The following is a 22,990-nucleotide window of genomic DNA, read 5'->3' on the forward strand; positions in this document are numbered from 1 at the left end:
ACAAACCGCCCGGACTTCTGCAGAAGCCGGGCGGTTTTTCGTTGCGGCGCTAGCCGCCGCGGATGATCGTGGTGCGGCTGATCTGTATACGCAGCCGCTCCCGCAGGCCCTCGGGGGCCCGCTCGCCGCTGCACTTGGCGGCGATCAGGTGCTTGACCCGCTCCTCGATGCCGTAGTGGCGGAGGCAGGTCGGGCACTCCTCGAGGTGCTGACGGAGCCGGTCGCGGGTCTCGACGGTGCACTCACCGTCGAGCAGCGTCCACACTTCGGCGATCACCGCGGCGCACTCGGGGTGCTCAGGGTCGATCGGCCCGACGGGCGGGCTCCAGCGCTCCTCGTCGGGGCCGCTCGGCGTGCCGCTCATGACGTGACCTCCTCCGGTGCGTCGGACTGCTGACCCCGGATGAAACCACGTTCGCGGGCCACATCGGCCAACAACTCGCGCAGTTGGCGCCTGCCCCGGTGCAACCGCGACATCACCGTCCCAATCGGCGTATCCATGATCTCGGCGATCTCCTTGTACGGGAAGCCTTCGACGTCGGCGTAGTAGACCGCCATCCGAAAGTCTTCGGGCAGGGCCTGAAGGGCTTCCTTGATCTCACTGTCGGGCAGCAACTCCAGCGCCTCGACCTCGGCCGACCGCAGCCCCGTCGAGGTGTGCTCGGCGTTGGCCGCGAGCTGCCAGTCGGTGATCTCCTCGGTGGGGTACTCCGCGGGCTGGCGCTGCTTCTTGCGGTAGCTGTTGATGTAGGTGTTGGTCAGGATGCGGTACAGCCACGCCTTGAGGTTGGTGCCCTCACGGAAGGAGCGGAAGCCCGCGTAGGCCTTGACCATGGTTTCCTGCAGCAGGTCTTCGGCGTCGGCGGGGTTGCGCGTCATACGCAGCGCACCGCCGTAGAGCTGATCGAGCATCGGAATCGCGTCGCGCTCGAACCGTGCGGTCAGCTCGGCGTCGGATTCGTCCCGCGCCGGGTTGTGGTCTGGATCGAGGGTGGCTTCTGCGGCCAACCCATCGGTGTCGGTCATCCTGGGGAACACCGTCCCTTCTATTGCGGCACCACCGAGAAGCTCCAGCATGATCACCGGACGCAACGGGGCCTCCAAGGCCGAGGCTGGCACCATCTATCCCCTTCTGTAGATCCTAGAGGTCGAGACCGACGACATTCGCTTGCTGGCCGAAACACCATCACAGCTGTCACGGTCAACAGCGTCGGCGCCGGTCGTGTTCCCACCCCGAATCGCCCGTACTCTGTGCCGGTGGCACGCGCAGCGACGCCGGCGATCGCGGCTCTGGTGGCGGCAGGTGCGCCGCACACGGTGCTCGCCTACCGGCACGATCCCCGCACCGAGGCATTCGGCGACGAGGCTGTCGACGAGCTGGCCCGCGACGGCATCGTGGCCGCGCAGATCTTCAAGACGCTGGTCGTGGCGCTGCCGTCCGGTTTGGGGGTGGCCGTGCTGCCGGTGCCGGCGAAGCTGTCGCTGAAGGCGGCCGCGGCGGCGCTCGGAGTCGCCAAGGCGACGATGGCCGACCCGGCCGCCGCGCAGCGCTCCACCGGTTACGTCGTGGGCGGCATCTCGCCGCTCGGTCAGCGCAAGCCGCTGCCGACGGTGGTGGACTCCTCGGCGCTGCGGTGGGACCGGGTGCTGTGCAGCGCCGGCAAGCGGGGGCTCGACGTCGCGCTGGGCCCGCGCGATCTGGTGCGACTGACCAACGCGGTCACCGCCGAGATCACGGCCGCTTAAGCTCTGGTCCATGTCACTCGCGGGAAAAACGATGTTCATCTCCGGAGCCAGCCGCGGTATCGGCCTGGCGATCGCCAAACGGGTCGCCGCCGACGGCGCCAACATCGCACTGGTCGCCAAGACCACCGAGCCGCATCCGAAGCTGCCTGGCACCATCTACACCGCGGCCAAGGAGATCGAGGAGGTCGGCGGTCAGGCGTTGCCGATCGTCGGGGATGTGCGCGACGGGGACTCGGTGGCTGCGGCCGTCGCCGCCGCGGTCGAGCAGTTCGGCGGCATCGACATGTGCGTCAACAACGCCTCGGCGATCAACCTCGGTTCCATCGAGGACGTGCCGCTCAAGCGCTTCGACCTGATGAACGGCATCCAGGTGCGCGGCACCTACGCGGTGTCGCAGGCCTGCATCCCGCACATGAAAGGCCGGGAGAATCCGCACATCTTGACGCTCTCCCCGCCGGTGCTGTTGGAGCCCAAGTGGCTCAAGCCGACGCCGTACATGATGGCGAAGTTCGGGATGACGTTGTGCGCGTTGGGTATTGCAGAGGAGATGAAGGAGGCCGGCATCGCCTCCAACACGTTGTGGCCGCGCACGATGGTGGCCACGGCCGCGGTGCAGAACCTGCTCGGCGGCGAGGAGTCGATGAAGCGCTCCCGCAAGCCCGAGGTGTACTCCGATGCGGCGTACGCGATCCTGACCAAGCCGTCGAGCTACACGGGCAACACGCTGCTGTGCGAGGACGTGCTGCTGGAGTCCGGCGTCACGGACCTGTCGGTGTACGACTGCGTGCCCGGCTCGGACCTCGGCGTGGACTTCTGGGTGGAGTCCGCCAACCCGCCCGGCTACACACACCCCTGACCTCTTTTGCCGCGAACGTGCATTCCTTGTAGCGACAACCTCGTCAGAGCTACAAGGGATGCACGTTCGCGGTTTACCTTCGCGGCCGCATCCCCACCCGGCGCCACCCGCGGGCGGCGGCCGCCCGGATGACGCCCGCCGCGATTCGCGCCTTGCGCCGCGAGTACGGGAACCACAGCATCTCCCGCTTCTGCGTCGGGATGCGCGGCGCCGTGATCGCTTGCGGGCGGCAGTATTTCAGGATTCCGTCGGCGCCGCCCTGACGTAAGCCGATGCCCGAGTGCTTCCATCCCGCCATCGGCAGTCCGAAGTTGAAGCCGTTGGACAGCGCGTCGTTGATGTTCACCGCCCCGGCCTCGAGCCGGCGCGCGACGCGCTCGCCCCTTGCCAGGTCCCCCGTCCACACGGTGGCCGACAGCCCGTACACCGAGTCGTTGGCCAGCCGGATGGCCTCGTCCTCGTCGGCGACCTTGACCACGGGCAGGGTCGGCCCGAAGGTCTCCTCCCTCATGCACGTCATGGACTGCGCGGCATCGGCGAGCACCGTCGGTTCGAAGAACGTGCCGACGCCGGTCGCGTGGCCGCCGGTGGTCACATGGGCACCCGAGGCGACGGCCTCGTCGACGTGGCGAGTCACGATGTCGAGTTGCGCCGCGGTCGCCATCGCACCCACATCGACGCGGTACCGGTCGTCGTCCTGACCCTGCCGTAGCTTCGACACCTCGGCGGTGAGCTTGCCGACGAACTCGTCGTAGACCGGCGCTTCGACGTACACCCGTTCGATCGACACGCACACCTGACCGGCGTTGAACATGCCGCCCCACGTGATCCCAGCCGCAGCGCGGTCCAGGTCGGCGTCGGCCAGCACGATCGCGGGATCTTTGCCTCCGAGTTCGAGCGTGCACGGGATCAGCCGCTCGGCGCACGCGACTGCGACCTTGCGTCCGGTGGCCGTCGAGCCGGTGAAGTGGACGCAGTCGGAGTTCGCGATCACGGCCGCGCCGGTGTCGCCGTAGCCGGTCGTCAGCGCCAGCACGGGCGGAGCGCCGATCTCGTTCCAGCCGCGGGCGAACTCGACTGCCGACAGGGGCGTCACCTCCGAGGGCTTGAGCAACATCGCGGCTCCGGCGGCCAGCGCGGCGATGCCGTCGAGGGCGATGTTGAGCAGCGGAAAGTTCCACGGGATGATGACGCCGACCACGGGGAACGGGTGATACACCGTGGTCAATCGCTTGACCTTCATCAGCGGGCTGTGTGCCGCGGGGTGTCGGTCGGCCAGGAAACCGCCGGCGTGGCGTGCCCAGTAGCCGAGCAGGTCAGCGGTCAACGGTGGCTCCATCGCCGCATCGGTGCGCGGCTTGCCCGTCTCGGACTGCAGCACATCAGCCAGGTGCTCGGCATTGTCGAGGATCCAGTCCTGCATCGTCAGCAGCCACGCCTTGCGGCCATCGGCGCCGAGACCCTCCCACTCGGGTTGCGCGTCGCGTAGCGCGCGAGCCTTGGTGGCGACGACGTCCGGGCTGTCGATGGGAACGGAGCCGGCGGTCGAACCGTCGGCGGGGTTGCGCACGGTGATGGTGGTGAGAGCAGGTGCGGCCTGCACGTCGGTCATCACCGAAGTATCGACCCGCGGAGCCCGCGTGCACAGAGAGTCGACTACTGAACTTTCGACGGTTTGCCGAAGCGGGCGTGCACTCCGGGCGAGTACAACGCCCGCAGCCCCGGCCCATCGGCGGGCACACCGGCCGCGGCAACCAACTCGCTTGCCAAGTCAACGATTTCGGCGCTGTGCAGCGGCCACGTGGCGTGCTCGTTGGGCAGCCACCAGGTGCGGCCCGCCTTGCGGGTGTGCGCACCCCACCGCGCGGTCAGCCACACCTCCAGCGGCGTCGGTTCGACCAACTCCCCGATACGCACGGTGACCTCGCTGCGCAGTCCCCGCTGCGGCCATCGCCGCACACTGCCGTAGCGGATGCGGTCGCGGTCGCGGGTGACGCGCATCTTCGCCCACGTGTACGGGATGCCGAGTGCGGCCCGGCTGGCCGCGACGGCCGCCAGCCGCTCGGACTCCAGCGAGCGGAACAACACCCCGTGCCTGCCGCTGTCGTCGACGGAGTACAGGCGGACGTTGGTCTCGGCGAACGTCCCGAAGTACGGCAGCCGCAACGTCGTGCCGAGCCTGAGGTCCCGCATGACGAACGGCACCAGCCCGACGTAGGTGACGCCGTCGACGACGTCGGGCCGGGTGCCGGGCGGGAAGAATCGCGCGACGGCGTCCGGAGCCACGGGCCAGTGCAGGAATGTGAGGTCCGCCCAGAACTGATCGAACGTCACCGGCGGCGGCAGCGGTGGTGCGTGGACCGCGAACTCGCTCATCGGCACATCGTGGCACGCTGGACCCCGTGTCTTCGTCGTCGATCTGGTCCGCTGGGCGCTACGACGCCGTGGGGGAACGCATTGCCCACATCGCCGAGCGCGTGGTCGACGCGGTCGGGCGCCGACAACGGCTCGATGACGCGGCCGTCGTCGACCTCGCGTGCGGCACCGGCAGCGCCGCGGTGGCCGCCGCCGCGCGCGGCGCGCGGGTCACCGGGGTCGATCTCACCCCCGAGCTGATCGGCCTCGCCGCCCAGCGGGCCCCGCACATCACCTGGACGGTCGGTGACGCCGCCGATACCGGCCTGCCACCGGGGTCGTTCGACGCCGCCGTGTCGAACATGGGCATCATCTTCGTCGAGCCGGTCAGCCAGGTCGCCGAGATCGTCCGGCTGCTCAAACCCGAAGGCGTGCTGGCTTTCTCGTCGTGGGTGCGGGCTCCGAGCAATCCGCTGTTCGACCCGGTGATCGCGGTGCTGGGCGCGCCTGCGGCCGTGGGCTTCTCCCCCGACCAGTGGGGTGATGACGCGCTCGTCGCCGACCGGCTGACGCCGCACTTCACCGATCTGCAGTTCGAGCGCGACGACCACCGGTGGGAGTTCCCGTCGGTGTCCGCCGCGCTGGACTGGCTGCAGAACGAGTCGCCGATGCACGTCGCGACGTTCGCGCGCGCCGGCGCCGCGCGCCAGGAGTTGGCCGACGCGTTCGCCGCGGCGCTGCAGCAGCACGCCGAGCCGTCGGGCGTCGTGGCGTTCTCCTCGCCCTACGTCGTGGTCAGCGCCGTCTACCGCGCCTCGTAGAGGATCCCGCGGCCGATCGCCTCGCGCACCACCGGCAGCGCGGCGGTGGCCAGCGCATCGGCCTCCACGCCGTGGTGGGCGGCCAGCAGCTCGATCAGCATGCCCAGCGGCACCTCGCCTCGGCAGCCTGCCAACAATGCGCGGGAGACCTCGTCGACGCCGATCACCGCGCCGGGCCCGCCGGGTCGGCGCACCGCAGCCCCGACGGTCTGCCAGCCGTCGGGACCCGGCAGGGACTGCTCTTCGAGGAACACCGGCGCAGTGGTCAGCCGGGTGCCCAGCAGCCGGTCGTCGCCGGTGTCGTGCAGATAGTCGCGGCGGGCGAAGAACGCTTCGACCTCAGGGCCCGTGAGCTGTTCGTCGGCGCCGGTGATCTCTTCCAGCACCTGTTCGGGTGGGCGGTGTTCGCCGCGTCGCGGCGCACGCACCACGATCATGCCCATGCCGACCCCGGCGATGCCTTCCGCATCGAACCAGTCCAGCCACAGCCCGCCGCGACGAGCGGCCTCCTCCGGCAGCTCACCCGCGTCGGAGGTCCACAGCGAGACGTAGCTGATGGGGTCGGCGAACTCGCGTTGCACCACCCACGCGTGCAGACCGCTGCCGTCGAGCCATCCCCGCACCCGCTCACGCCAGTCCTGCCCGTCGCGCACGATCCAGTTCGCCATGATCTGCGCTGTGCCGCCCGGCTCCAGATGCTCTCCGACCTCGCGGATCATGTTCTCGCACAGCGCATCCCCGGCCATCCCGGAATCGCGGTAGATGTAGTCGAGCGCGCCGACCCCCACCACGAACGGCGGATTGGACACGATGAGGTCGAACCGCTCCCCCGCCACCGGCTCGAACAGGCTGCCCGCCCTCAGGTCCCACGACATGCCGTTGAGCCGCGCGGTCGCCGCCGCCAGGGCCAATGCGCGCTCGTTGGTGTCGGTGGCGACGACGTGGTCGCAGTGCCCCGACAGGTGCAGCGCCTGGATGCCGCAGCCGGTGCCGACATCGAGGGCGCGGCCGACGGGCGTGCGGACGACGGCGTGTGCCAGTGACACCGACGCGCCGCCGATGCCGAGGACGTGGTCGCGACGCACCGGCCCGGGCCGCAGCGCCGCGTCCTGATCGGAGACGACAAGGAAGTCGCGTGCCCCGTCGCTGTGCGGCCGGATGTCCAGCACGGCGCGGAGCCCGTCGGCGGACGTGGGCTCGAGGACACCGGCGGCGGTCAGCGCGTCGACGCCGGTGGCGGGGAACGCCGAGGCGACGCGCATGCGGGTCTCTTCGGCGCCGAGCAGGAACAGCCGCACCAGGATCGCCAGCCGCTGCCGGTCGGCGGGTGCCCGGTCGGTGGCCCGCAGCGCCGACCACCAGAGGCCGCGGCTGAACGCGGCGCCCGCATCGGCGCCGAGCAGCGCGGCGACGCCGTCGGTGGTGTAGTCCGCCGCGGCCAGGTCGGCGGCCAGCGCGTCGACGACCGCGCGGTCGGTCAGCGGCATGCTCATAGCAGCGTGGCTTGCTCCGGCTGCGGCTCGACGGGCTCGATCAACTCCGGCCCGTTGTTGCGCACGCTGTTGACCAGCCTCGACACCTCCCGGATCGCGATCCGGTCCAGATCGCCGTGCCCGCGCAGCAGGCCCTCGTCGATCGGGGCGTCGGGGTCCAGCCAGTGGTCCCAGTCGCGGGCACTGATCGTCAACGGCATGCGGTCGTGGATCTCGGCGAGCGGGCCGGCCGCGTCGGTGGTGATGATCGTGCAACTCAGCAGCGGCGGCGCGTCTTTGGGTGAGTCCTTGGGCCGCCACGACGACCACAGACCGGCCATGAACAACGGCTCCCCGTCGACGGGATGCATGAAGAACGGGGTCTTGGCGCCCTTCTGGCCCTGCCACTCGTACCAGCCGTCCATCGGCACCAGGCAGCGCTTGGCCTTGGCCGAACTGCGGAACGCCGGCGAGGTCGTCACCTTGTCCGACCGCGCGTTGATCAGCAGCGGGCCCTTGGTCTCGGGGGTGCCGGTGTCGGTGGCCTTCACCCACGGCGGCACCAGCCCCCAGCGCATCAGCCGCACCCGGCGGGTGGACTCGTCCTCCGGGTCGGTGTGCCGTTTCACCACGGTGGCGACGGTCTGTGTGGGTGCCACGTTGTAATTGGCGGAGTAGTTCGGGGCCGGCGGCTCCTTCAAGTGGGAGGTGGCTTCGTCGATCGCCTTGATCTTCTCGGCCAGCAGCGCCGGATCGGTGGTCACCGCGAATCGCCCGCACATGGTCCCCATGGTGGCAGAAACCCACGACACGCCAGAATGGACGCTGTGAGCACCTGGCCGGCCCCGTCGACCGCGACCCCTGTCCACGCCACCGTCACGGTGCCGGGCTCGAAGTCGCAGACCAACCGCGCCCTCGTGCTGGCCGCGCTCGCGGCGGCGCACGGCACCTCGACGGTGCGCGGCGCGCTGCGCAGCCGGGACACCGATCTGATGATCGGCGGGCTGCAGAGGCTCGGCCTGCATGTCGAGGCCGCCGACACCGACGACACCGCACTGACCGTCCGCGGCGCGCTGGAGCCCCGGCCGGGCACGCGCATCGACTGCGGTCTGGCGGGCACGGTGCTGCGGTTCCTGCCTCCGGTCGCGGCGCTGGGTACCGAGACCGTCACGTTCGACGGCGACGAGCAGGCGCGGGCCCGTCCGATCGCCCCGCTGCTCGACGGGTTGCGCGCGCTCGGTGTCGGGATCGACGGTGACTCGCTGCCGTTCGAGGTGCGCGGCGCCGGCGCGGTGCGCGGCGGCACCGTCGAGATCGACGCGTCGGGCTCGTCGCAGTTCGTCTCGGGGCTGCTGCTCTCCGGCGCGGCGTTCGAGGAAGGGGTGACGATCGTGCACACCGGCGCCGAGGTGCCGTCGGCGCCGCATGTGGAGATGACGGTCGCGATGCTGCGCGAGGCCGGTGTGCAGGTCGACGATGTGACCGCCAACCGGTGGCGGGTTTCCCCCGGCCCGATCGCCGCCCATGACTGGGTGATCGAGCCCGACCTGTCGAACTCGGTGCCGTTCCTGGCCGCGGCCGTGGTCAGCGGCGGCAGTGTGCGCGTCACAGGCTGGCCGGACGTGAGCGTCCAACCGGCGCAGGCGATTCTGTCGATCCTGAAGAAATTCGAGTCGGAGGTCCGCCGCGGCGACTCCTATCTCGAGGTGCAGGGCACCGCCACCTACGACGGCATCGACGTCGATATGCGTGCCGTCGGGGAACTGACCCCGTCGGTGGCCGCGATGGCCGCGCTGGCCACCCCCGGATCGGTGTCGCACCTGCGTGGGGTCGCACATCTGCGCGGCCACGAGACCGACCGGCTGGCGGCGCTGAGTGCCGAGATCAATCGCCTCGGCGGGCAGTGCGAGGAAACCGAGGACGGGCTGACGATCACCGCCCAGCACTTGCACGGCGGGGTCTGGCAGTCCTACGCCGATCACCGGATGGCGACCGCGGGCGCGATCATCGGGCTGCGGGTGCCCGGGGTCGAGGTCGAGGACATCGGCACGACGGCCAAGACGCTGCCGCAGTTTCCGCGGATGTGGGCCGACATGCTGGCCGGCCAGACCGACTCCCAGGCCGGCCTTTGAGCCCACGCGAGTACGACGAGTCCGATGTCCGGGTGCGCCCGGGCCGCGGCTCGCGACCGCGGACCAAGACCCGACCGGAGCACGCCGACGCGCGTCAGGCGATGGTCGTCACCGTCGACCGGGGCCGGTGGGGCTGCGCGCTCGGCCGTGACCCCGCCTGTCACGTCACGGCGATGCGGGCCCGAGAACTCGGCCGCACCCCGATCGTGGTCGGTGATGACGTCGACGTCGTCGGCGACCTGTCGGGACGTCCCGACACGCTGGCGCGCATCGTGCGACGCGGGGACCGCCGAACGGTGTTACGCCGCACCGCCGATGACACGGATCCGACCGAGCGGGTGGTCGTCGCCAATGCCGATCAGCTGCTGATCGTGGTGGCGCTGGCCGACCCGCCGCCGCGCACCGGTCTGGTGGAGCGCACGCTGATCGCCGCGTATGCCGGTGGCCTGGAGCCGATCCTGTGCCTGACCAAGACCGACCTCGCGCCGGCCGAACCGTTCGCCGCGCAGTTCGCGGGCCTGGATCTGACGATCGTGACCGCCGGCCGACAGGATGAGCTCTCGTCCGTGCAGCAGTTGCTGGCCGACAAGGTCACGGTGCTGCTCGGGCACTCCGGAGTCGGCAAGTCGACGCTGGTCAATCGCCTTGTCCCCGATGCGGATCGGGCCACCGGGGTGGTCACCGACATCGGGCGGGGACGGCACACGTCGACGCAGTCGATAGCGTTGCCGCTGGCGGCGGGGGGCTGGGTGATCGACACCCCGGGGATCCGCTCGTTCGGGCTGGCGCACATCGCGCCCGACGACGTGGTGATGGCGTTCTCCGACCTCGCCGACGCGATCGAGGACTGCCCGCGAGGGTGCGGGCACATGGGGCCGCCCGCCGATCCCGAGTGTGCGCTGGACGCGCTGTCCGGGGCGGCGGCCGACCGGGTCGCGGCGGCCCGCCGGCTGCTGGCCGTGCTGCGCGAGGCTGAGCGCGACCATTCCTGACCGCCCGATGACAATGGTGCCGGCGGTGTTTGTGCCGCCCGTCCACCGGGCATGCGCCCCGCGAAGGAGGTAGAACGTGACACAGGTACCCACGATCAAGTTGAACAACGGCGCGACCATCCCCCAGTTGGGATTCGGCGTCTACCAGATCCCGCCCGAGGACACCGCCGACGCGGTCAGCACGGCGTTGAGCATCGGCTACCGCCACATCGACACCGCGGAGATGTACCAGAACGAGAAGGGTGTCGGCGAGGGCATCCGCAAGTCCGGCGTCGACCGCGGCGAGGTGTTCATCACAAGCAAGCTCAACAACGGGTTCCACAAGCCCGACGATGCGCGGCGTGCGTTCGACAAGACGCTCTCCGAACTCGGTTTCGACGGCGACGATGCGTATGTCGATCTGTTCCTGATCCACTGGCCGCTGCCGACGCTCTACGACGGCGACTACGTCTCGACGTGGAAGACGTTGGAGGAGTTCACCAAAGACGGCCGGGCCCGCAGCGTCGGCGTCTCCAATTTTCAGGTCGACCACCTCGAGCGGCTTGCCGACGAGACCGGCACGGTGCCCGCGGTGAACCAGATCGAAGTGCACCCCTACTTCACCAACGAGAAGGTGCGGGCCTACGGCAGCGAGCACGGCATCGCTACCGAAGCCTGGTCTCCGATCGCGCAGGGCAAAGTGCTCGACGACCCCGTGATCACCCGCATCGCGGAGGCTCTCGGCAAGTCACCGGCACAGGTGGTGCTGCGCTGGCACATCCAGCGCGGTGACATCGTGTTCCCGAAATCGGTGACGGAGCAACGGATCAAGGACAACTTCGCGCTGTTCGACTTCGAGCTCGGCGACGACGAGCTGTCGGCGATCTCGGGTATCGACAAGGGTGAGGACGGCCGCACCGGGCCGAATCCGGACACCTTCGACTACGTGCCGTAACTCGCGCGAGCAGACACAAACTCACCCTGATCGGGCGCGGATCGCACGAGTTTGTGTCTGCTCGCCGCTCAGGCGGCTTGCCGTTCGACGCTCTGGGTCGCCGCCTTGCGCGCGCGACGGCGCGCCCGCACCGCCGCGATCGCGGACTTGAGCCCGCGGCGCTCGGACGGATCCAGCTCGACGAACATCCGCTCGCTACGCGTCTCGGGTGCATCGTCGGCGGTGTCGCTCAGAAAGCGGTCCGGCAGCGACAGTTTGGCGATCGTGCGCCACGACTTGCCGTACTGCACCAGGAACGATCCCGTGGTGTAGGGCAGGTCGTACTTCTCGCAGATCTCTCGCACGCGCAGTGAGATCTCGTAATACCGGTTGCTGGGCAGATCCGGGAACAGGTGGTGCTCGATCTGATGGCACAGGTTGCCGCTCATGAAGCGCAGCACCGGCCCGTTCTCGAAGTTCGCACTGCCCAGCATCTGGCGCAGATACCACTGGCCCTTGCTCTCACCGATCATGTCGGTCTTGGTGAACTTCTCAGCGCCGTCCGGGAAGTGGCCGCAGAAGATGACCGCGTTGGCCCAGACGTTGCGGATGACGTTCGCCACGGCATTGGCCTTCATCGTCGACGTGAACGATGCGCGCGGAGACAGCGACGTCAGCGCGGGCCACAGCACGTAGTCCTTGGCCACCTGGTGGCCGGCCTTGATGCCGAACTCCTTGACACGCACCATGGTGGCCTTGCGGTCGTCGCGGCCCTTGAAGATCTTGCCGAGCTCGAGATGCTGGAGCCCGACTCCCCACTCGAAGGCCGCGCACAGCAAGGTGTTGAAGAACAGATTGCCCAGGTTCATCGGCGTCCAGCGCTGATCGCGGGTGACGCGGATGACGCCGTAGCCCACATCGTCGTCCATGCCGAGGATGTTGGTGTACTTGTGGTGCATGAAATTGTGGGTGAAGCGCCAGTGCTTGGACGCGCCGCTCATGTCCCATTCCCACGCCGAGGAGTGGATCTCGGGATCGTTCATCCAGTCCCACTGGCCGTGCATGACGTTGTGGCCGATCTCCATGTTCTCGATGATCTTGGCCACGCCCAGCGTGGAGGCGCCGGCCCACCAGTAGGCGCGCTTGGAGCTGCCGGCCAGCAGGAGCCGGCCCGCGATCTCGAGCGCGCGCTGAGCGGCGATGGTTCGGCGGATGTAGCGCGCGTCGAGCGCGCCGCGGGAGTCTTCGATGTCCTGGCGGATCACGTCGAGTTCGCGCGCCAGGCCCTCGATGTCCGCGTCACTGAGGTGCGCGAACTCGGGTACGTCGGTGATTGCCATGGGTTCCAACCCTCCTCTCGCTACCTACGCTACCGTAACCTACGAAGACGTAGGTTACTAGGCAGTAAAGCCTAGACGTCGAGCACGCAATCGCCCGACGCGGCCGAGACGCAGGTCTGCACCCGGCTGCCCGGCTCGTGTTCCACCCCGGTCCGCAGGTCGCGGACGTGTCCGTCGAGCAGGCCCACGACGCAGGACTGACAGATCCCCATCCGGCAGCCGAAGGGCATCTGGATCCCGGCGGCCTCGCCGGCGTCCATCAGCGACGTCGCGCCGTCCACGGCCACCTCCTTGCCCGCCCGCGCGAACGCGACGGTGCCCCCGCTGCCGTGGCTGCCGCGGGTGACGGCGAACCGCTCCAGGTGCAGCCGCTCGGCGACACCGGACGCGGCCCAGGTGCGTTCCGCTGCCTCGAGCATCGCCTCGGGCCCGCACGCCCAGGTCTGCCGCGACCGCCAGTCCGGCACCACCTCGTCGAGTCGGGCCAGGTCGAGCCGGCCCTGACTACGCGTCGCCCGCACGGTCAGCCGGTAACCCTCGTGCCGGGATGCCAGTTGCGACAGCTCATCGGCGAACAACACGTCGGCCTCGGTGGGCGCGGAGTGCACGTGCACCACGTCGCCGAGCTGACCGCGTCGGGTCAGCGTGCGCAGCATCGAGATCACCGGCGTGATCCCCGAACCGGCCGTGAGGAACAGCACCGACGCCGGAGCCGGGTCGGGCATGACGAAATTGCCCTGTGGCGCAGCGAGTCTGACGATGGTGCCGGGTTCCACACCACCGACCAGGTGGGTGGACAGGAAACCTTCGGGCATCGCCTTGACGGTGATCGTGATGGTGCGCGAACCCTTGCTGGTGACCGGGCTGGAGGTGAGCGAGTAGGAGCGCCAGCGCCAGCGCCCGTCGACCAGCAGTCCGATGCCGATGTACTGGCCTGCCTGGTAGTCGAACGAGAAGCCCCACCCCGGCTTGATGACGAGCGTGGCGGAGTCGACGGTCTCACGGCGCACCTCGATGACCCGGCCCCGCAGTTCGCGCGCCGACCACAGCGGGTTGGCCAGCTTCAGGTAGTCATCGGGAAGCAGCGGCGTCGTGATGCGCCCCGCCAGCGTGCGCAGGAAATGCCAGCCCGGCCGCTCCTTCGCGCCGGCGATGACGGGCTTCACGGTGTCGGCGACGCGGGCGGTGGTCTTGATCGTGGTCTTGGCCATCGGGGCTCCTACCGGATCGCTGGTGTCCAACCTACGGTACCGTAACTTACGACCCCGTAGCCAGCCCGTCACAGCAGTTCGAGCAGGAACGGCAGCTCCTGCGCCGCGTACCAGGCCAGGTCGTGATCCTGCGCGTCGCCCACGGTCAGCTCGGCGTCCTCGTCGCCCAGATCCGCCTCGTCGACGGCCTCGACCGCGGCGGCGACAGCCGACTCGGCCGCGGCGTTGTCGACGTAGGCGGCGATCACCCGGCCGATCGGGAGGTCGCCCGAGATGCGCACCACGGCGTCGTCGAGGTCGGGCCGCAGCGTCACGTCGTCGGCGTCGGCCTCCAGCACGGCGCGCCTGCTGGGCAACCCGGTGTCACCCTCGTCACCGATCAGGCGCAGCGACGCCAGCGCCGCGTCCCGCAGGGCGACGTCATTGAGTTCGTCGTCGTCTCCCTCCGCGTAGGACTCCCGCAGGGTGGGCGTCACCGCGAACGCGGTGCCGTTGACGGGGCGGAGGGATCCGTCGGCCACCAGCCTCTGCAGCATGGCCAGGGTCGCGGGAACGAAGACGCGCACTGTGCCGAGCGTAGTGGCCGCGGTTAGTCGGCGTCGCCCAGCAGCGTGGCGACGTGATCGTCGACATAGGTGGTCAGCTCGCGCGCGGGCCTGCGGTAGTCGCTGCTGACGACCGGCTTGGCGGGCAGTTCCACGCGGGGCAGGTCCACCTCGTCGTAGTCGATCGACGACAGCAGGTGGGCGATCATGTTCAGCCGCGCATGCTTCTTGGAGTCCGATTCGACCACGTACCACGGGCTCTGCGGGGTGTCGGTGTGCACCATCATCTCGTCCTTGGCCCGCGAATAGTCCTCCCAGCGGTACACCGACTCGAGGTCCATCGGGGAGAGCTTCCACTGGCGCACCGGGTCGTGCAGCCGGGATCGGAAGCGGCGCAGTTGTTCGTCGTCGGACACCGAGAACCAGTACTTGCGCAGGATGATGCCGTCGTCGAGGAGCATCTGCTCGAAGATCGGGGTCTGGCGCAGAAACAGGATGTGTTCGGCGGGCGTGCAGAAACCCATCACCTTCTCCACCCCGGCACGGTTGTACCAGGAGCGGTCGAACAGGACGATCTCACCGCGGGCCGGCAGATGGGCGATGTAACGCTGGAAATACCACATTCCCCGTTCGCGATCCGACGGTGCGGGCAGCGCCGCGATGCGGGCGATCCGGGGGCTGAGGTATTCGGTGATCCTCTTGATGGTGCCGCCCTTGCCTGCGGCGTCGCGGCCTTCGAACACGATGACCACGCGTGCGCCGGTCTCTCGGACCCACTCCTGGAGCTTCACCAATTCCGTTTGCAGACGGAACAATTCGGCCTTGTAGATCTTGTTGGGCAGCTTGGCCTTGGCAGCGCCCGCGCCGTCAGCCGGTTTCTTCTCGCTGTGCGCCACCGCGCTCCTCGCAATTCGGGTCCTTTTCGACCGAGATGATGAAGTCGTCACCGTGCTGGGTGACGCCGGCGACGACCGCGCTGTTGACGGCCTCCGCAGCGTACTCGCGGCGCAGGATCTTGGGATCCCGACGCAGATCCTTGAGCAGCGCCACCGCCATCGCGACCATCACCAGCAGGAACGGCAGCGCCGCGATGATCGTGATGGTCTGCAGCCCGTTCAGCGCATCTTTCCCGCCCACGAGCAGCATGACCGCCGCGACCGCACCGGTGGCCACTCCCCAGAACACGACGGTGCCCCGGCTGGGATGGATCGTGCCCTTCTGCGACAGCGAGCCCATCACGATCGACGCCGCGTCGGCCCCGGAGACGAAGAAGATCGCCACCAGGATCATCACCACCACGCTGGCGATCGTGGCGATCGGGTACTGGTCGAGCAGGGTGAACAGCTGCCGTTCCACCCCGCCCTCGCCGGCCAGATCGGTTCCGCTCTGCTGCACGTTGATGGCCGACCCGCCGAAGATCGCGAACCACACCAGCGACACCAGGCTGGGCACCACCAGCACCCCGGCCACGAATTGACGGATGGTGCGGCCGCGCGAGATTCGCGCGATGAACATGCCGACGAACGGCGTCCACGACACCCACCACGCCCAGTAGAAGATCGTCCAGGACTGCAGCCAGGTGTTGACGTCGTCGCCTTCGGCGCCGGTGCGCGCCGACATCATGTTCAGGTCCGCGAAGTAACTGCCCAGTGCGGTCGGCAGCAGGTTGAGGATGAAAACCGTTGGGCCGACGACAAACACGAACAGTGCCAAGGCCAGGGCGAGCACCATGTTAGTGTTCGACAGCCACTGGATGCCGCGCGCGACGCCCGACACCGCCGAGAGTACGAAGCACACGGTGAGCACCGTGATGATGACGATCAGGATCGCGTTACCGGTCTCTCCGATGCCCGCGACGATCTGCAGGCCGCTGCGAATCTGCAAGGCGCCCAAGCCCAGTGACGCGGCCGAGCCGAACAGCGTCGCGAAGATCGCGAGCATGTCGATGACCTTGCCCCACGATCCGTTGGCCCATGACCCGAGCAGCGGCTCGAACGCCGAGCTGATCAACTGCAGCCGGCCTTTGCGGTACACGCCGTAGGCGATGGCCAGTCCGACGACGGCGTAGATCGCCCACGGGTGCAGCGTCCAGTGGAACAGCGTGGTGGCCATGGCGTTCTGCACAGCTTCGGGATTGCCCTCGGCACCGGTGCCCGGCGGCGGTGTGGCGAAGTGCGACAACGGTTCCGCGACGCCGAAGAACATCAGCCCGATGCCCATGCCGGCGCTGAACATCATCGCCACCCAGGAGATGCCGTTGAACTCGGGCTCCTCGTCGTCGCGGCCCAGTGGGATGGTGCCGTAACGCCCGAGCGCCAGGTAGAGCACGAAGACGACGAAGCCGGTGCTGGTGAGCACGAACAGCCATCCGGTGTTGTTCATCACCCACGTCAGCGCGGCCGACGACGCGTCGGCCAGCGTGTCGGTGCTCAGGAAGCCCCACACCAGGAACGCGAGCGCGATCACCGCGGTGACGCCGAAGACGGCCCAGTCGATGCCGCGGGACCGGGTGATGTTCTGCTCTTCGACGGGCACGTCGAGCACGGGGTGGGCAACCGGGATCGGGCCGGTGTCGGTCTTGTCCGCGCCGCCTGCGACGCCGGTCGTCATCTCGTCTTCGAAGGTGGACATTCGAATCATTCGACTCCGCCCGCGGGCCACCGTCAAATCCCCATCCGGTCACGGACCGGTTACCGGGCGGCCTCGAGCAGTTCGTCGAGCGCTTCGCGCATCAAGCTGGGCAGCATGTCGACGTCGCTCATCGCGTCGCGGTCGGCGTTGATGCCGAAGTACACCGTGCCGTTGTAGGACGTCACGCCGATGGCCAGCGCCTGGTTGTGCAGCAGCGGTGGCACCGAGTAGGTCTCGAGCAGCTTGGTCCCGGCGATGTACATCTGTTTCTGGGCACCCGGGGCGTTGGTGATCAACAGGTTGAACTGCCGCGCGGAGAAGCTGGTGGCCACCCGGATGCCCATCGCGTGCAGCGTCGGCGGTGCGAAACCGGACAGCGTGATGATGGTGCGGGCGTCGACCAGGCTGGCGGCGGTCGGGTGCGTCTCGGTGGCGTGCGCGATCTGGGAGAGCCGCACGACGGCGTTGGCCTCCCCCACCGGCAGGTCCACCAGGAACGGCGCGACCTCGCCGATCGCCTGGCCCGGGCCGGCCGAGTCGGTCTCGGTGTCCGCGTACACCGACATCGGCGCCATCGCGCGCACTGTCGTCGTGGCCGTCACGGGCTCGCCGCGGGACAGCAGCCAGTTCCGCAGGGCGCCGGCGACCACCGCGAGCACCACGTCGTTCACGTCGCAGTCGTAGCGGGCCCGGATCATCCGGAAGTCCTCCAAGGCGGCCGAGGCCACCGAGAACCGCCGGTTGCGCGACACCGTGGTGTTCAGCGGGCTGTTCGGCGCGGTGCCGCGCGCGACGATGCGGGCGACGTCGGCCGCGCGCCGGCCCAGGTCGACGAGCTGGCCGGTGTTGGTCACGGCCTCGGTCAGCGCCGAGCGCACCGCGCCTGCCTGCTGCGTGGGCCGGGCGATCCACTCCCCGAGCGCGCCGAGCAGCAGCTTGCGGTCGCTTGGCTCGCGCGCCGGGATCCAGATGTCCTCGTCGAACTGCGGCTGCTTGGCGGTGCGGTCGGCGATCACGTGGTCGATCTCCAGCGCGCTCATGCCGTTGACCAGGGCCTGGTGCGATTTGGTGTAGATCGCGATGCGGTTGCGCTCCAGGCCCTCGACCAGGTACATCTCCCACAGCGGCCGCGACTTGTCGAGCGGGCGGGCGGCCAGCCGGGCGATCAGCTCGTGCAGTTGGGCGTCGCTGCCCGGGGACGGCAGGGCGGAGCGCCGGATGTGGTAGGTGATGTCGAAGTCGCGGTCGTCGATCCAGACGGGCCGGGCCAGGCCGTAACTCACTTCGCGCACCTTCTGCCGGTAGCGCGGGATCTGCGGGAGTCGGTGTTCGACGGTCGCCAGCAGCGTCTCGTAGCTCAACCCGTTGCGAGGCTTGCGAAGGATCTGCAGCGAACCGACGTACATCGGGGTGGCGGAGTTCTCCAGCCGGAAGAACGACGCGTCGGACGCCGACAACCTGGTCACCATCGCGGCGTCGCCCTCCTCATCGCCGAACCACCGTTGAACGCCTCACGGTAACGGCACCGGCGGGCTGCCCTCATAACGGGTGCGCCGGGGGGTCGGTGGACCGTGGGATCATCGACTGGTCTGCCACTCTCCAGCAGATGCGCCATCCGCCCGACCCACTGCTGGAGACCTGTCATGCCCGCATCACCCCTCGCTCCCGCCGCCTGGACCACTTCGCCGGTGATCGACTGCGAGCCCGTCCCCCACCCGCTGGGCCAGCCGTGCCCGACGCCGTCGGGGTCGGCTCTGCACCGGGTCCGCCCGCACCGGCCAGCGCCGCGGGAGGCACCGCCCCCGAAGTCGGCGACGGTGTTCGCCGAGACCGCGCTGCGCCAGGTGATGGAGGTCATCGACCGGCGCCGGCCCATCGCACAGTTGCGTCCGCTGATGACCCCGGTTCTGGTGGATCGCGTGCTGGCCCGCGCGCGGGCCGCGCGCAGCGGCAGCGCCACGCTGCACCGGGTGCGGGTGCGCGCGGTGGACACCGGGGCTGGTGAGGTCACCGCGGCCGAGGTGTTCGCGTCGTTCAGCAGGTCCGGGCGCGTCCATGCGGTCGCGGCGCGCATCGAGCGCTACCGCGACCACTGGCGCATGGTCGCGCTGCAGATCGGCTAGTCGGACGACGATCAAGCGGCGAGGCACGAGCCGCGTTGAGGAGTCCGACGAGATCGGCTAGCGGCGACGCGCGTGCCGGCCGGCCTTCTGCGCACGGGCGGCCTCGCGACGCTCGCGGCGGGTGCCGCCGCCCGCGGGCTTGTTGCCGTTGCCGTTGCCTCCGCCGGCGCCCGAGCGCTTGACCTCCGCCGAGCCGTCCTCCGACGGTCCCGAGTAGATCAGCGACTGCTGCTCGTCGTCGTCGCCGATTCCCTTGGCGCGCAACGCCGGCGGCCGCTCCTTGGTGGCCACGGCACCCTGCTCCTGCGCGGCGGCGGCCGCGGCGGCGAAGTCGGAGAGCCCGGGCGGTGCCGCGACGGGCGCGACCGCGGGGGCCGGAGCCGCTTCGACCTGCACGTTGAACAGGAAGCCGACCGACTCCTCCTTCATGCCGTCGAGCATGCCGATGAACATGTCGTACCCCTCGCGGGCGTACTCGACCTCCGGGCGCTGCTGGGCAAGCCCGCGCAGGCCGATGCCCTCCCGCAGGTAGTCCATCTCGTAGAGGTGCTCGCGCCACTTGCGGTCCAGCACGTTGAGCAGCACGTTGCGTTCCAGCTGACGCATCGCGCCCTCGCCGGCCAGCGCCTCGATCTCGGCTTCCCGTTCGGCGTAGGCGCGCTCGGCGTCCGCGGTCAGCGCGTCGAGCAGTTCCTTGCGGGTCAGCTCACCGGGCTCGCCGACGGCGTCGGAGTCGATCAGGTCGTTGTGGTCGATGCCGACCGGGTAGAGCTGGCGCAGGCTCTCCCACAACTTCTCCAGATCCCAGTCTTCGGAGTAGCCCTCGGCGGTCGCACCGTCGACGTAGGCGGTGATCACGTCGATCAGCATCGTGTGCGCCTGCTCGGCGAGGTTTTCGCCTTCGAGGATCCGGCGGCGCTCGGCGTAGATGACCTTGCGCTGCTGGTTCATCACCTCGTCGTACTTGAGGACTTCCTTGCGGATGTCGAAGTTCTGCTGCTCGACCTGCGTCTGCGCGCTCTTGATCGCGCGGGAGACCATCTTGGCCTCGATCGGCACGTCCTCGGGCAGGTTCAGCCGGGTCAGCAGCGTCTCCAGCGTCGCGCCGTTGAAGCGGCGCATCAGCTCGTCGGCCAGCGACAGGTAGAAGCGGGACTCACCCGGGTCGCCCTGGCGGCCCGAGCGGCCGCGCAGCTGGTTGTCGATACGGCGCGATTCGTGGCGTTCGGTGCCGAGCACGTAGAGCCCGCCCGCCGCGACGACATCCTTGCCCTCGGCCGCGACCTGAGCCTTCATCGCGGGCAGCTCCTCGTGCCACGCCTCCTCGTACTCGTCGGGAGTCTCGACGGGATCGAGCCCGCGCTGGCGCAGCCGCCGGTCCAGCAGGTAGTCCACGTTGCCGCCGAGCACGATGTCGGTGCCGCGGCCGGCCATGTTGGTGGCCACGGTGATCGCGCCGAGCCGGCCGGCCTCGGCGATGATGCCGGCCTCCTGCTCGTGGTACTTGGCGTTGAGCACGTTGTGCGGGATGCGGCGCTTCTCGAACTGGCGCGACAGGAACTCCGAGCGCTCGACGCTCGTCGTGCCGATCAGCACCGGCTGGCCCTTCTCATAGCGCTCGGCGACGTCGTCGACGACCGCGATGAACTTGGCCTCCTCGGTCTTGTAGATCAGGTCGGACTGGTCGGTCCGGATCATCGGCTTGTTGGTGGGGATGGTCACCACGCCGAGCTTGTAGATCTCGTGCAGCTCCGCGGCCTCGGTCTCGGCGGTGCCGGTCATGCCCGCGAGCTTGTCGTACATGCGGAAGTAGTTCTGCAACGTCACGGTCGCGACGGTCTGGTTCTCCGCCTTGATCTCGACCTGTTCCTTGGCCTCGATGGCCTGGTGCAGGCCCTCGTTGTAGCGGCGGCCCACCAGCATGCGGCCGGTGAACTCGTCGACGATCAGCACTTCGCCGTTGCGCACGATGTAGTGCTTGTCGCGCTCGAAGAGCTCCTTGGCCTTCAGCGCGTTGTTCAGGTAGCTCACCAGCGGCGAGTTGGCCGCTTCGTAGAGGTTCTCGATGCCGAGCTGGTCCTCGACGAACGCCACGCCGACTTCGTGCACACCGACGGTGCGCTTCTTGATGTCGACCTCGTAGTGGACGTCCTTCTCCATCAGCGGCGCCAGCCGGGCGAACTCGGTGTACCAGTTCGAACCGCCATCGACGGGCCCCGAGATGATCAGCGGCGTGCGGGCCTCGTCGATGAGGATCGAGTCGACCTCGTCGACGATGGCGTAGCTGTGGCCGCGCTGCACACAGTCCTCGAGCCGCAGCGCCATGTTGTCGCGCAGGTAGTCGAAGCCGAACTCGACGTTGGTGCCGTAGGTGATGTCGGCGCCGTACGCGGCACGCCGCTCCTCGGGGCTGAGCTGGGACAGGATCACCCCGACGTCGAGACCGAGGAAGCGGTGCACACGGCCCATCTGCTCGGCGTCGCGCTTGGCCAGGTAGTCGTTGACCGTGACGATGTGCACGCCCTTGCCGGCCAGCGCGTTGAGGTAGGCCGGCAGCACGGCGGTCAGGGTCTTGCCTTCACCGGTCTTCATCTCGGCGACGTTGCCGAAGTGCAGGGCGGCCCCGCCCATCACCTGGACGTCGAAGTGGCGCTGGTTGAGCACCCGCCAGGCCGCCTCGCGGGCGACGGCGAACGCCTCGGGGAGCAGGTCGTCGAGGTCCTCGCCGTCGGCGACCCGCGCCTTGAAGGCGGCGGTCTTGGCCCGCAAATCGGCGTCGGAGAGCTTCTCGACGTCGTCGGACAGGGTGTTGACGTAGTCAGCCACCCCCTTGAGGCGCTTGACCATGCGGCCTTCGCCGAGACGGAGCAACTTCGAGAGCACGCTGTATAACCCTTTGCGTTGATGGATGCGTCACGCGTTGGACGCCCCCATCGTACGGGGCGAAGCCGGCGCGCCGGGCAACCGTGACGGTGCTCGAGCGCGCCGGATCGCGCCGGATCCATCTAGGCGAGCCGGATCAGCCCGTAGTCGTAGGCGTGGCGCCGGTACACGACGCAGGGCTTGTCGCTCTCCTTGTCGTGGAACAGGAAGAAGTCGTGCCCGACGAGCTCCATCTCGTAGAGCGCGTCGTCGACGGTCATCGGGGTGGCCTGGTGTTCCTTGGTGCGCACGATGCGCCCGGGTTCGTGGTCGTCGACGACGGCGCCGTCGGTCGCGACGGCGGTCTCGGTCGGCAGCGCGAACGCGGCGTCGAGGCGGTCAGGCGCGGTGGCTTCGTGCAGCGACTCCGGCCGCTTGTCGCCGTAGTGGATCTTGCGGCGGTCCTTGCTCTTGCGCAGCCGGGCCTCGAGTTTGCTGACCGCGGCTTCGAAGGCGGCGTAGAAGCTGTCTGCGCAGGCTTCGCCGCGAACGACCGGTCCGCGGCCCTTCGCCGTGATCTCGACATGTTGACAGTTCTTGCGTTGACGTCGGTTCTTCTCGTGATCGAGTTCGACGTCGAAGAGGTAGATGGTGCGGTCGAATCGTTCCAGGCGCGACAACTTCTCGGCGACGAAGACGCGGAAGTGGTCGGGAACTTCGACGTTGCGACCCTTCACCACCACTTCGGCGTGTGAAGTGACGTCGGAGGGGCCCGAGGCGTCGGGATCCATCACCATCGTGTTGTCGGAGTCCGCGGAATTTACTGACATGCTTGGCAACTCGACTCTCTCTCGCGTATGCACGTCCTGCGTGCCTGCTGATGAAGAAATCGCGCCGACGGGGCATGTGGGGTTGGCGCCACTCGCCGGTGCAAGGTGTCGACTACTCACCTCCTACCGCTGGCGCGATATCGGCGTCTCGCGTTCTGAGC

General features: G+C 68.9%; 21 protein-coding genes. 7 read left to right on the forward strand and 14 right to left on the reverse strand.

All coding sequences use genetic code 11. From position 1 onward, the window contains the following. Nucleotides 1–49: 49 nt before the first annotated feature. Nucleotides 50–364 carry a mycothiol system anti-sigma-R factor gene (rsrA, locus tag G6N45_RS24490; protein WP_163725970.1) on the reverse strand — a complete coding sequence of 105 codons (315 nt, stop codon included), beginning with the start codon at nt 362–364 and terminating at the stop codon, nt 50–52. Next, on the reverse strand, nt 361–1,026 hold the full coding sequence (locus G6N45_RS24495; RefSeq protein WP_179965397.1) for a sigma-70 family RNA polymerase sigma factor: 666 nt from the start codon (nt 1,024–1,026) through the stop codon (nt 361–363). The genes rsrA and G6N45_RS24495 overlap by 4 nt, the downstream gene beginning before the upstream one ends. Nucleotides 1,027–1,257: 231 nt before the next feature. Between G6N45_RS24495 and G6N45_RS24500 the strand changes: the two genes are divergently transcribed. Then, nucleotides 1,258–1,746, forward strand: coding sequence for a YbaK/EbsC family protein (locus G6N45_RS24500; RefSeq protein ID WP_163725976.1), 489 nt, complete (start codon nt 1,258–1,260; stop codon nt 1,744–1,746). A gap of 10 nt (nt 1,747–1,756) precedes the next feature. After that, on the forward strand, nt 1,757–2,602 hold the full coding sequence (locus G6N45_RS24505; protein ID WP_163725979.1) for an SDR family oxidoreductase: 846 nt from the start codon (nt 1,757–1,759) through the stop codon (nt 2,600–2,602). Nucleotides 2,603–2,675: 73 nt separating this feature from the next. Here the strand turns inward: G6N45_RS24505 and G6N45_RS24510 are convergent, their stop codons facing one another. After that, nucleotides 2,676–4,214, reverse strand: a complete 1,539-nt coding sequence (locus G6N45_RS24510) for an aldehyde dehydrogenase family protein (RefSeq protein ID WP_163725982.1) — start codon at nt 4,212–4,214, stop codon at nt 2,676–2,678. 44 nt (nt 4,215–4,258) lie between these two features. Next, nucleotides 4,259–4,978, reverse strand: a complete 720-nt coding sequence (locus tag G6N45_RS24515) for a YqjF family protein (protein ID WP_163725986.1) — start codon at nt 4,976–4,978, stop codon at nt 4,259–4,261. Nucleotides 4,979–5,004: 26 nt separating this feature from the next. Between G6N45_RS24515 and G6N45_RS24520 the strand changes: the two genes are divergently transcribed. Then, on the forward strand, nt 5,005–5,778 hold the full coding sequence (locus G6N45_RS24520) for a class I SAM-dependent methyltransferase (RefSeq protein WP_163725988.1): 774 nt from the start codon (nt 5,005–5,007) through the stop codon (nt 5,776–5,778). Here the strand turns inward: G6N45_RS24520 and G6N45_RS24525 are convergent. Further along, a complete protein-coding gene (locus tag G6N45_RS24525) occupies nt 5,763–7,271 on the reverse strand; it encodes a DUF7782 domain-containing protein (protein WP_163725991.1) in 1,509 nt (502 codons plus the stop codon). The genes G6N45_RS24520 and G6N45_RS24525 overlap by 16 nt on opposite strands. Further along, nucleotides 7,268–8,032 carry an SOS response-associated peptidase gene (locus G6N45_RS24530; protein WP_163725993.1) on the reverse strand — a complete coding sequence of 255 codons (765 nt, stop codon included), beginning with the start codon at nt 8,030–8,032 and terminating at the stop codon, nt 7,268–7,270. Before G6N45_RS24530 ends, G6N45_RS24525 begins: the two co-directional genes overlap by 4 nt. A 36-nt stretch (nt 8,033–8,068) precedes the next feature. On the opposite strand from G6N45_RS24530, the gene aroA reads away from it, so the two are divergent. The 3 genes from aroA (at nt 8,069) to G6N45_RS24545 (ending at nt 11,308) form a co-directional block, all read left to right on the forward strand. Beyond that, nucleotides 8,069–9,382 (forward strand): 3-phosphoshikimate 1-carboxyvinyltransferase, encoded by a 1,314-nt coding sequence (gene aroA / locus G6N45_RS24535; protein ID WP_163725996.1) that lies wholly within the window; start codon nt 8,069–8,071, stop codon nt 9,380–9,382. Further along, the gene (rsgA, locus tag G6N45_RS24540; RefSeq protein WP_163725999.1) at nt 9,379–10,374 is read left to right on the forward strand and encodes a ribosome small subunit-dependent GTPase A; all 996 of its coding nucleotides are present in this window, start codon (nt 9,379–9,381) and stop codon (nt 10,372–10,374) included. The genes aroA and rsgA overlap by 4 nt, the downstream gene beginning before the upstream one ends. Nucleotides 10,375–10,450: 76 nt before the next feature. After that, entirely contained in the window at nt 10,451–11,308 is an 858-nt protein-coding gene (locus G6N45_RS24545; protein WP_163726002.1) for an aldo/keto reductase, read from the forward strand. 68 nt (nt 11,309–11,376) lie between these two features. Here the strand turns inward: G6N45_RS24545 and G6N45_RS24550 are convergent, their stop codons facing one another. From G6N45_RS24550 to G6N45_RS24575, 6 genes are all read right to left on the reverse strand, one after another. Next, the gene (locus G6N45_RS24550; protein WP_163726005.1) at nt 11,377–12,627 is read right to left on the reverse strand and encodes a fatty acid desaturase family protein; all 1,251 of its coding nucleotides are present in this window, start codon (nt 12,625–12,627) and stop codon (nt 11,377–11,379) included. Between the two features lie 71 nt (nt 12,628–12,698). After that, complete coding sequence (locus G6N45_RS24555; protein ID WP_163726008.1) at nt 12,699–13,838, reverse strand: ferredoxin reductase; 1,140 nt, start codon at nt 13,836–13,838, stop codon at nt 12,699–12,701. A 68-nt stretch (nt 13,839–13,906) separates the two neighbouring features. Continuing rightward, the gene (locus G6N45_RS24560) at nt 13,907–14,404 is read right to left on the reverse strand and encodes a DUF6912 family protein (protein WP_407664241.1); all 498 of its coding nucleotides are present in this window, start codon (nt 14,402–14,404) and stop codon (nt 13,907–13,909) included. 23 nt (nt 14,405–14,427) lie between these two features. Further along, nucleotides 14,428–15,279, reverse strand: a complete 852-nt coding sequence (ppk2, locus tag G6N45_RS24565) for a polyphosphate kinase 2 (RefSeq protein WP_163726010.1) — start codon at nt 15,277–15,279, stop codon at nt 14,428–14,430. Beyond that, nucleotides 15,251–16,993: a BCCT family transporter gene (locus tag G6N45_RS24570; protein ID WP_246229188.1), complete on the reverse strand. Its 1,743-nt coding sequence runs from the start codon at nt 16,991–16,993 to the stop codon at nt 15,251–15,253. Before G6N45_RS24570 ends, ppk2 begins: the two co-directional genes overlap by 29 nt. A gap of 80 nt (nt 16,994–17,073) precedes the next feature. Continuing rightward, the gene (locus tag G6N45_RS24575) at nt 17,074–18,483 is read right to left on the reverse strand and encodes a WS/DGAT/MGAT family O-acyltransferase (protein WP_057146739.1); all 1,410 of its coding nucleotides are present in this window, start codon (nt 18,481–18,483) and stop codon (nt 17,074–17,076) included. A gap of 174 nt (nt 18,484–18,657) precedes the next feature. Here G6N45_RS24575 and G6N45_RS24580 point away from each other — a divergent pair, with 174 nt between their 5' ends. After that, entirely contained in the window at nt 18,658–19,137 is a 480-nt protein-coding gene (locus G6N45_RS24580; RefSeq protein ID WP_057146740.1) for an Rv3235 family protein, read from the forward strand. 57 nt (nt 19,138–19,194) lie between these two features. Here the strand turns inward: G6N45_RS24580 and secA are convergent, their stop codons facing one another. Then, entirely contained in the window at nt 19,195–22,020 is a 2,826-nt protein-coding gene (secA, locus tag G6N45_RS24585; protein ID WP_163726015.1) for a preprotein translocase subunit SecA, read from the reverse strand. 122 nt (nt 22,021–22,142) lie between these two features. Beyond that, nucleotides 22,143–22,829, reverse strand: a complete 687-nt coding sequence (hpf, locus tag G6N45_RS24590; protein ID WP_163726019.1) for a ribosome hibernation-promoting factor, HPF/YfiA family — start codon at nt 22,827–22,829, stop codon at nt 22,143–22,145. Nucleotides 22,830–22,990: the final 161 nt, after the last annotated feature.

Source organism: Mycolicibacterium psychrotolerans, from assembly GCF_010729305.1.
GTDB lineage: Bacteria > Actinomycetota > Actinomycetes > Mycobacteriales > Mycobacteriaceae > Mycobacterium > Mycobacterium psychrotolerans.

What these genes read in the sequence shown, in the direction of transcription:
- rsrA (WP_163725970.1), bottom strand. Translation starts at nt 364, where the DNA reads ATGAGCGGCACGCCGAGCGGCCCCGACGAGGAGCGCTGGAGCCCGCCC.
- G6N45_RS24495 (WP_179965397.1), bottom strand. Translation starts at nt 1,026, where the DNA reads ATGACCGACACCGATGGGTTGGCCGCAGAAGCCACCCTCGATCCAGAC.
- G6N45_RS24505 (WP_163725979.1), top strand. Translation starts at nt 1,757, where the DNA reads ATGTCACTCGCGGGAAAAACGATGTTCATCTCCGGAGCCAGCCGCGGT.
- G6N45_RS24510 (WP_163725982.1), bottom strand. Translation starts at nt 4,214, where the DNA reads ATGACCGACGTGCAGGCCGCACCTGCTCTCACCACCATCACCGTGCGC.
- G6N45_RS24515 (WP_163725986.1), bottom strand. Translation starts at nt 4,978, where the DNA reads ATGAGCGAGTTCGCGGTCCACGCACCACCGCTGCCGCCGCCGGTGACG.
- G6N45_RS24525 (WP_163725991.1), bottom strand. Translation starts at nt 7,271, where the DNA reads ATGAGCATGCCGCTGACCGACCGCGCGGTCGTCGACGCGCTGGCCGCC.
- G6N45_RS24530 (WP_163725993.1), bottom strand. Translation starts at nt 8,032, where the DNA reads ATGTGCGGGCGATTCGCGGTGACCACCGATCCGGCGCTGCTGGCCGAG.
- aroA (WP_163725996.1), top strand. Translation starts at nt 8,069, where the DNA reads ATGGACGCTGTGAGCACCTGGCCGGCCCCGTCGACCGCGACCCCTGTC.
- G6N45_RS24550 (WP_163726005.1), bottom strand. Translation starts at nt 12,627, where the DNA reads ATGGCAATCACCGACGTACCCGAGTTCGCGCACCTCAGTGACGCGGAC.
- G6N45_RS24555 (WP_163726008.1), bottom strand. Translation starts at nt 13,838, where the DNA reads ATGGCCAAGACCACGATCAAGACCACCGCCCGCGTCGCCGACACCGTG.
- G6N45_RS24570 (WP_246229188.1), bottom strand. Translation starts at nt 16,993, where the DNA reads ATGACGACCGGCGTCGCAGGCGGCGCGGACAAGACCGACACCGGCCCG.
- G6N45_RS24575 (WP_057146739.1), bottom strand. Translation starts at nt 18,483, where the DNA reads ATGGTGACCAGGTTGTCGGCGTCCGACGCGTCGTTCTTCCGGCTGGAG.
- G6N45_RS24580 (WP_057146740.1), top strand. Translation starts at nt 18,658, where the DNA reads ATGCCCGCATCACCCCTCGCTCCCGCCGCCTGGACCACTTCGCCGGTG.
- hpf (WP_163726019.1), bottom strand. Translation starts at nt 22,829, where the DNA reads ATGTCAGTAAATTCCGCGGACTCCGACAACACGATGGTGATGGATCCC.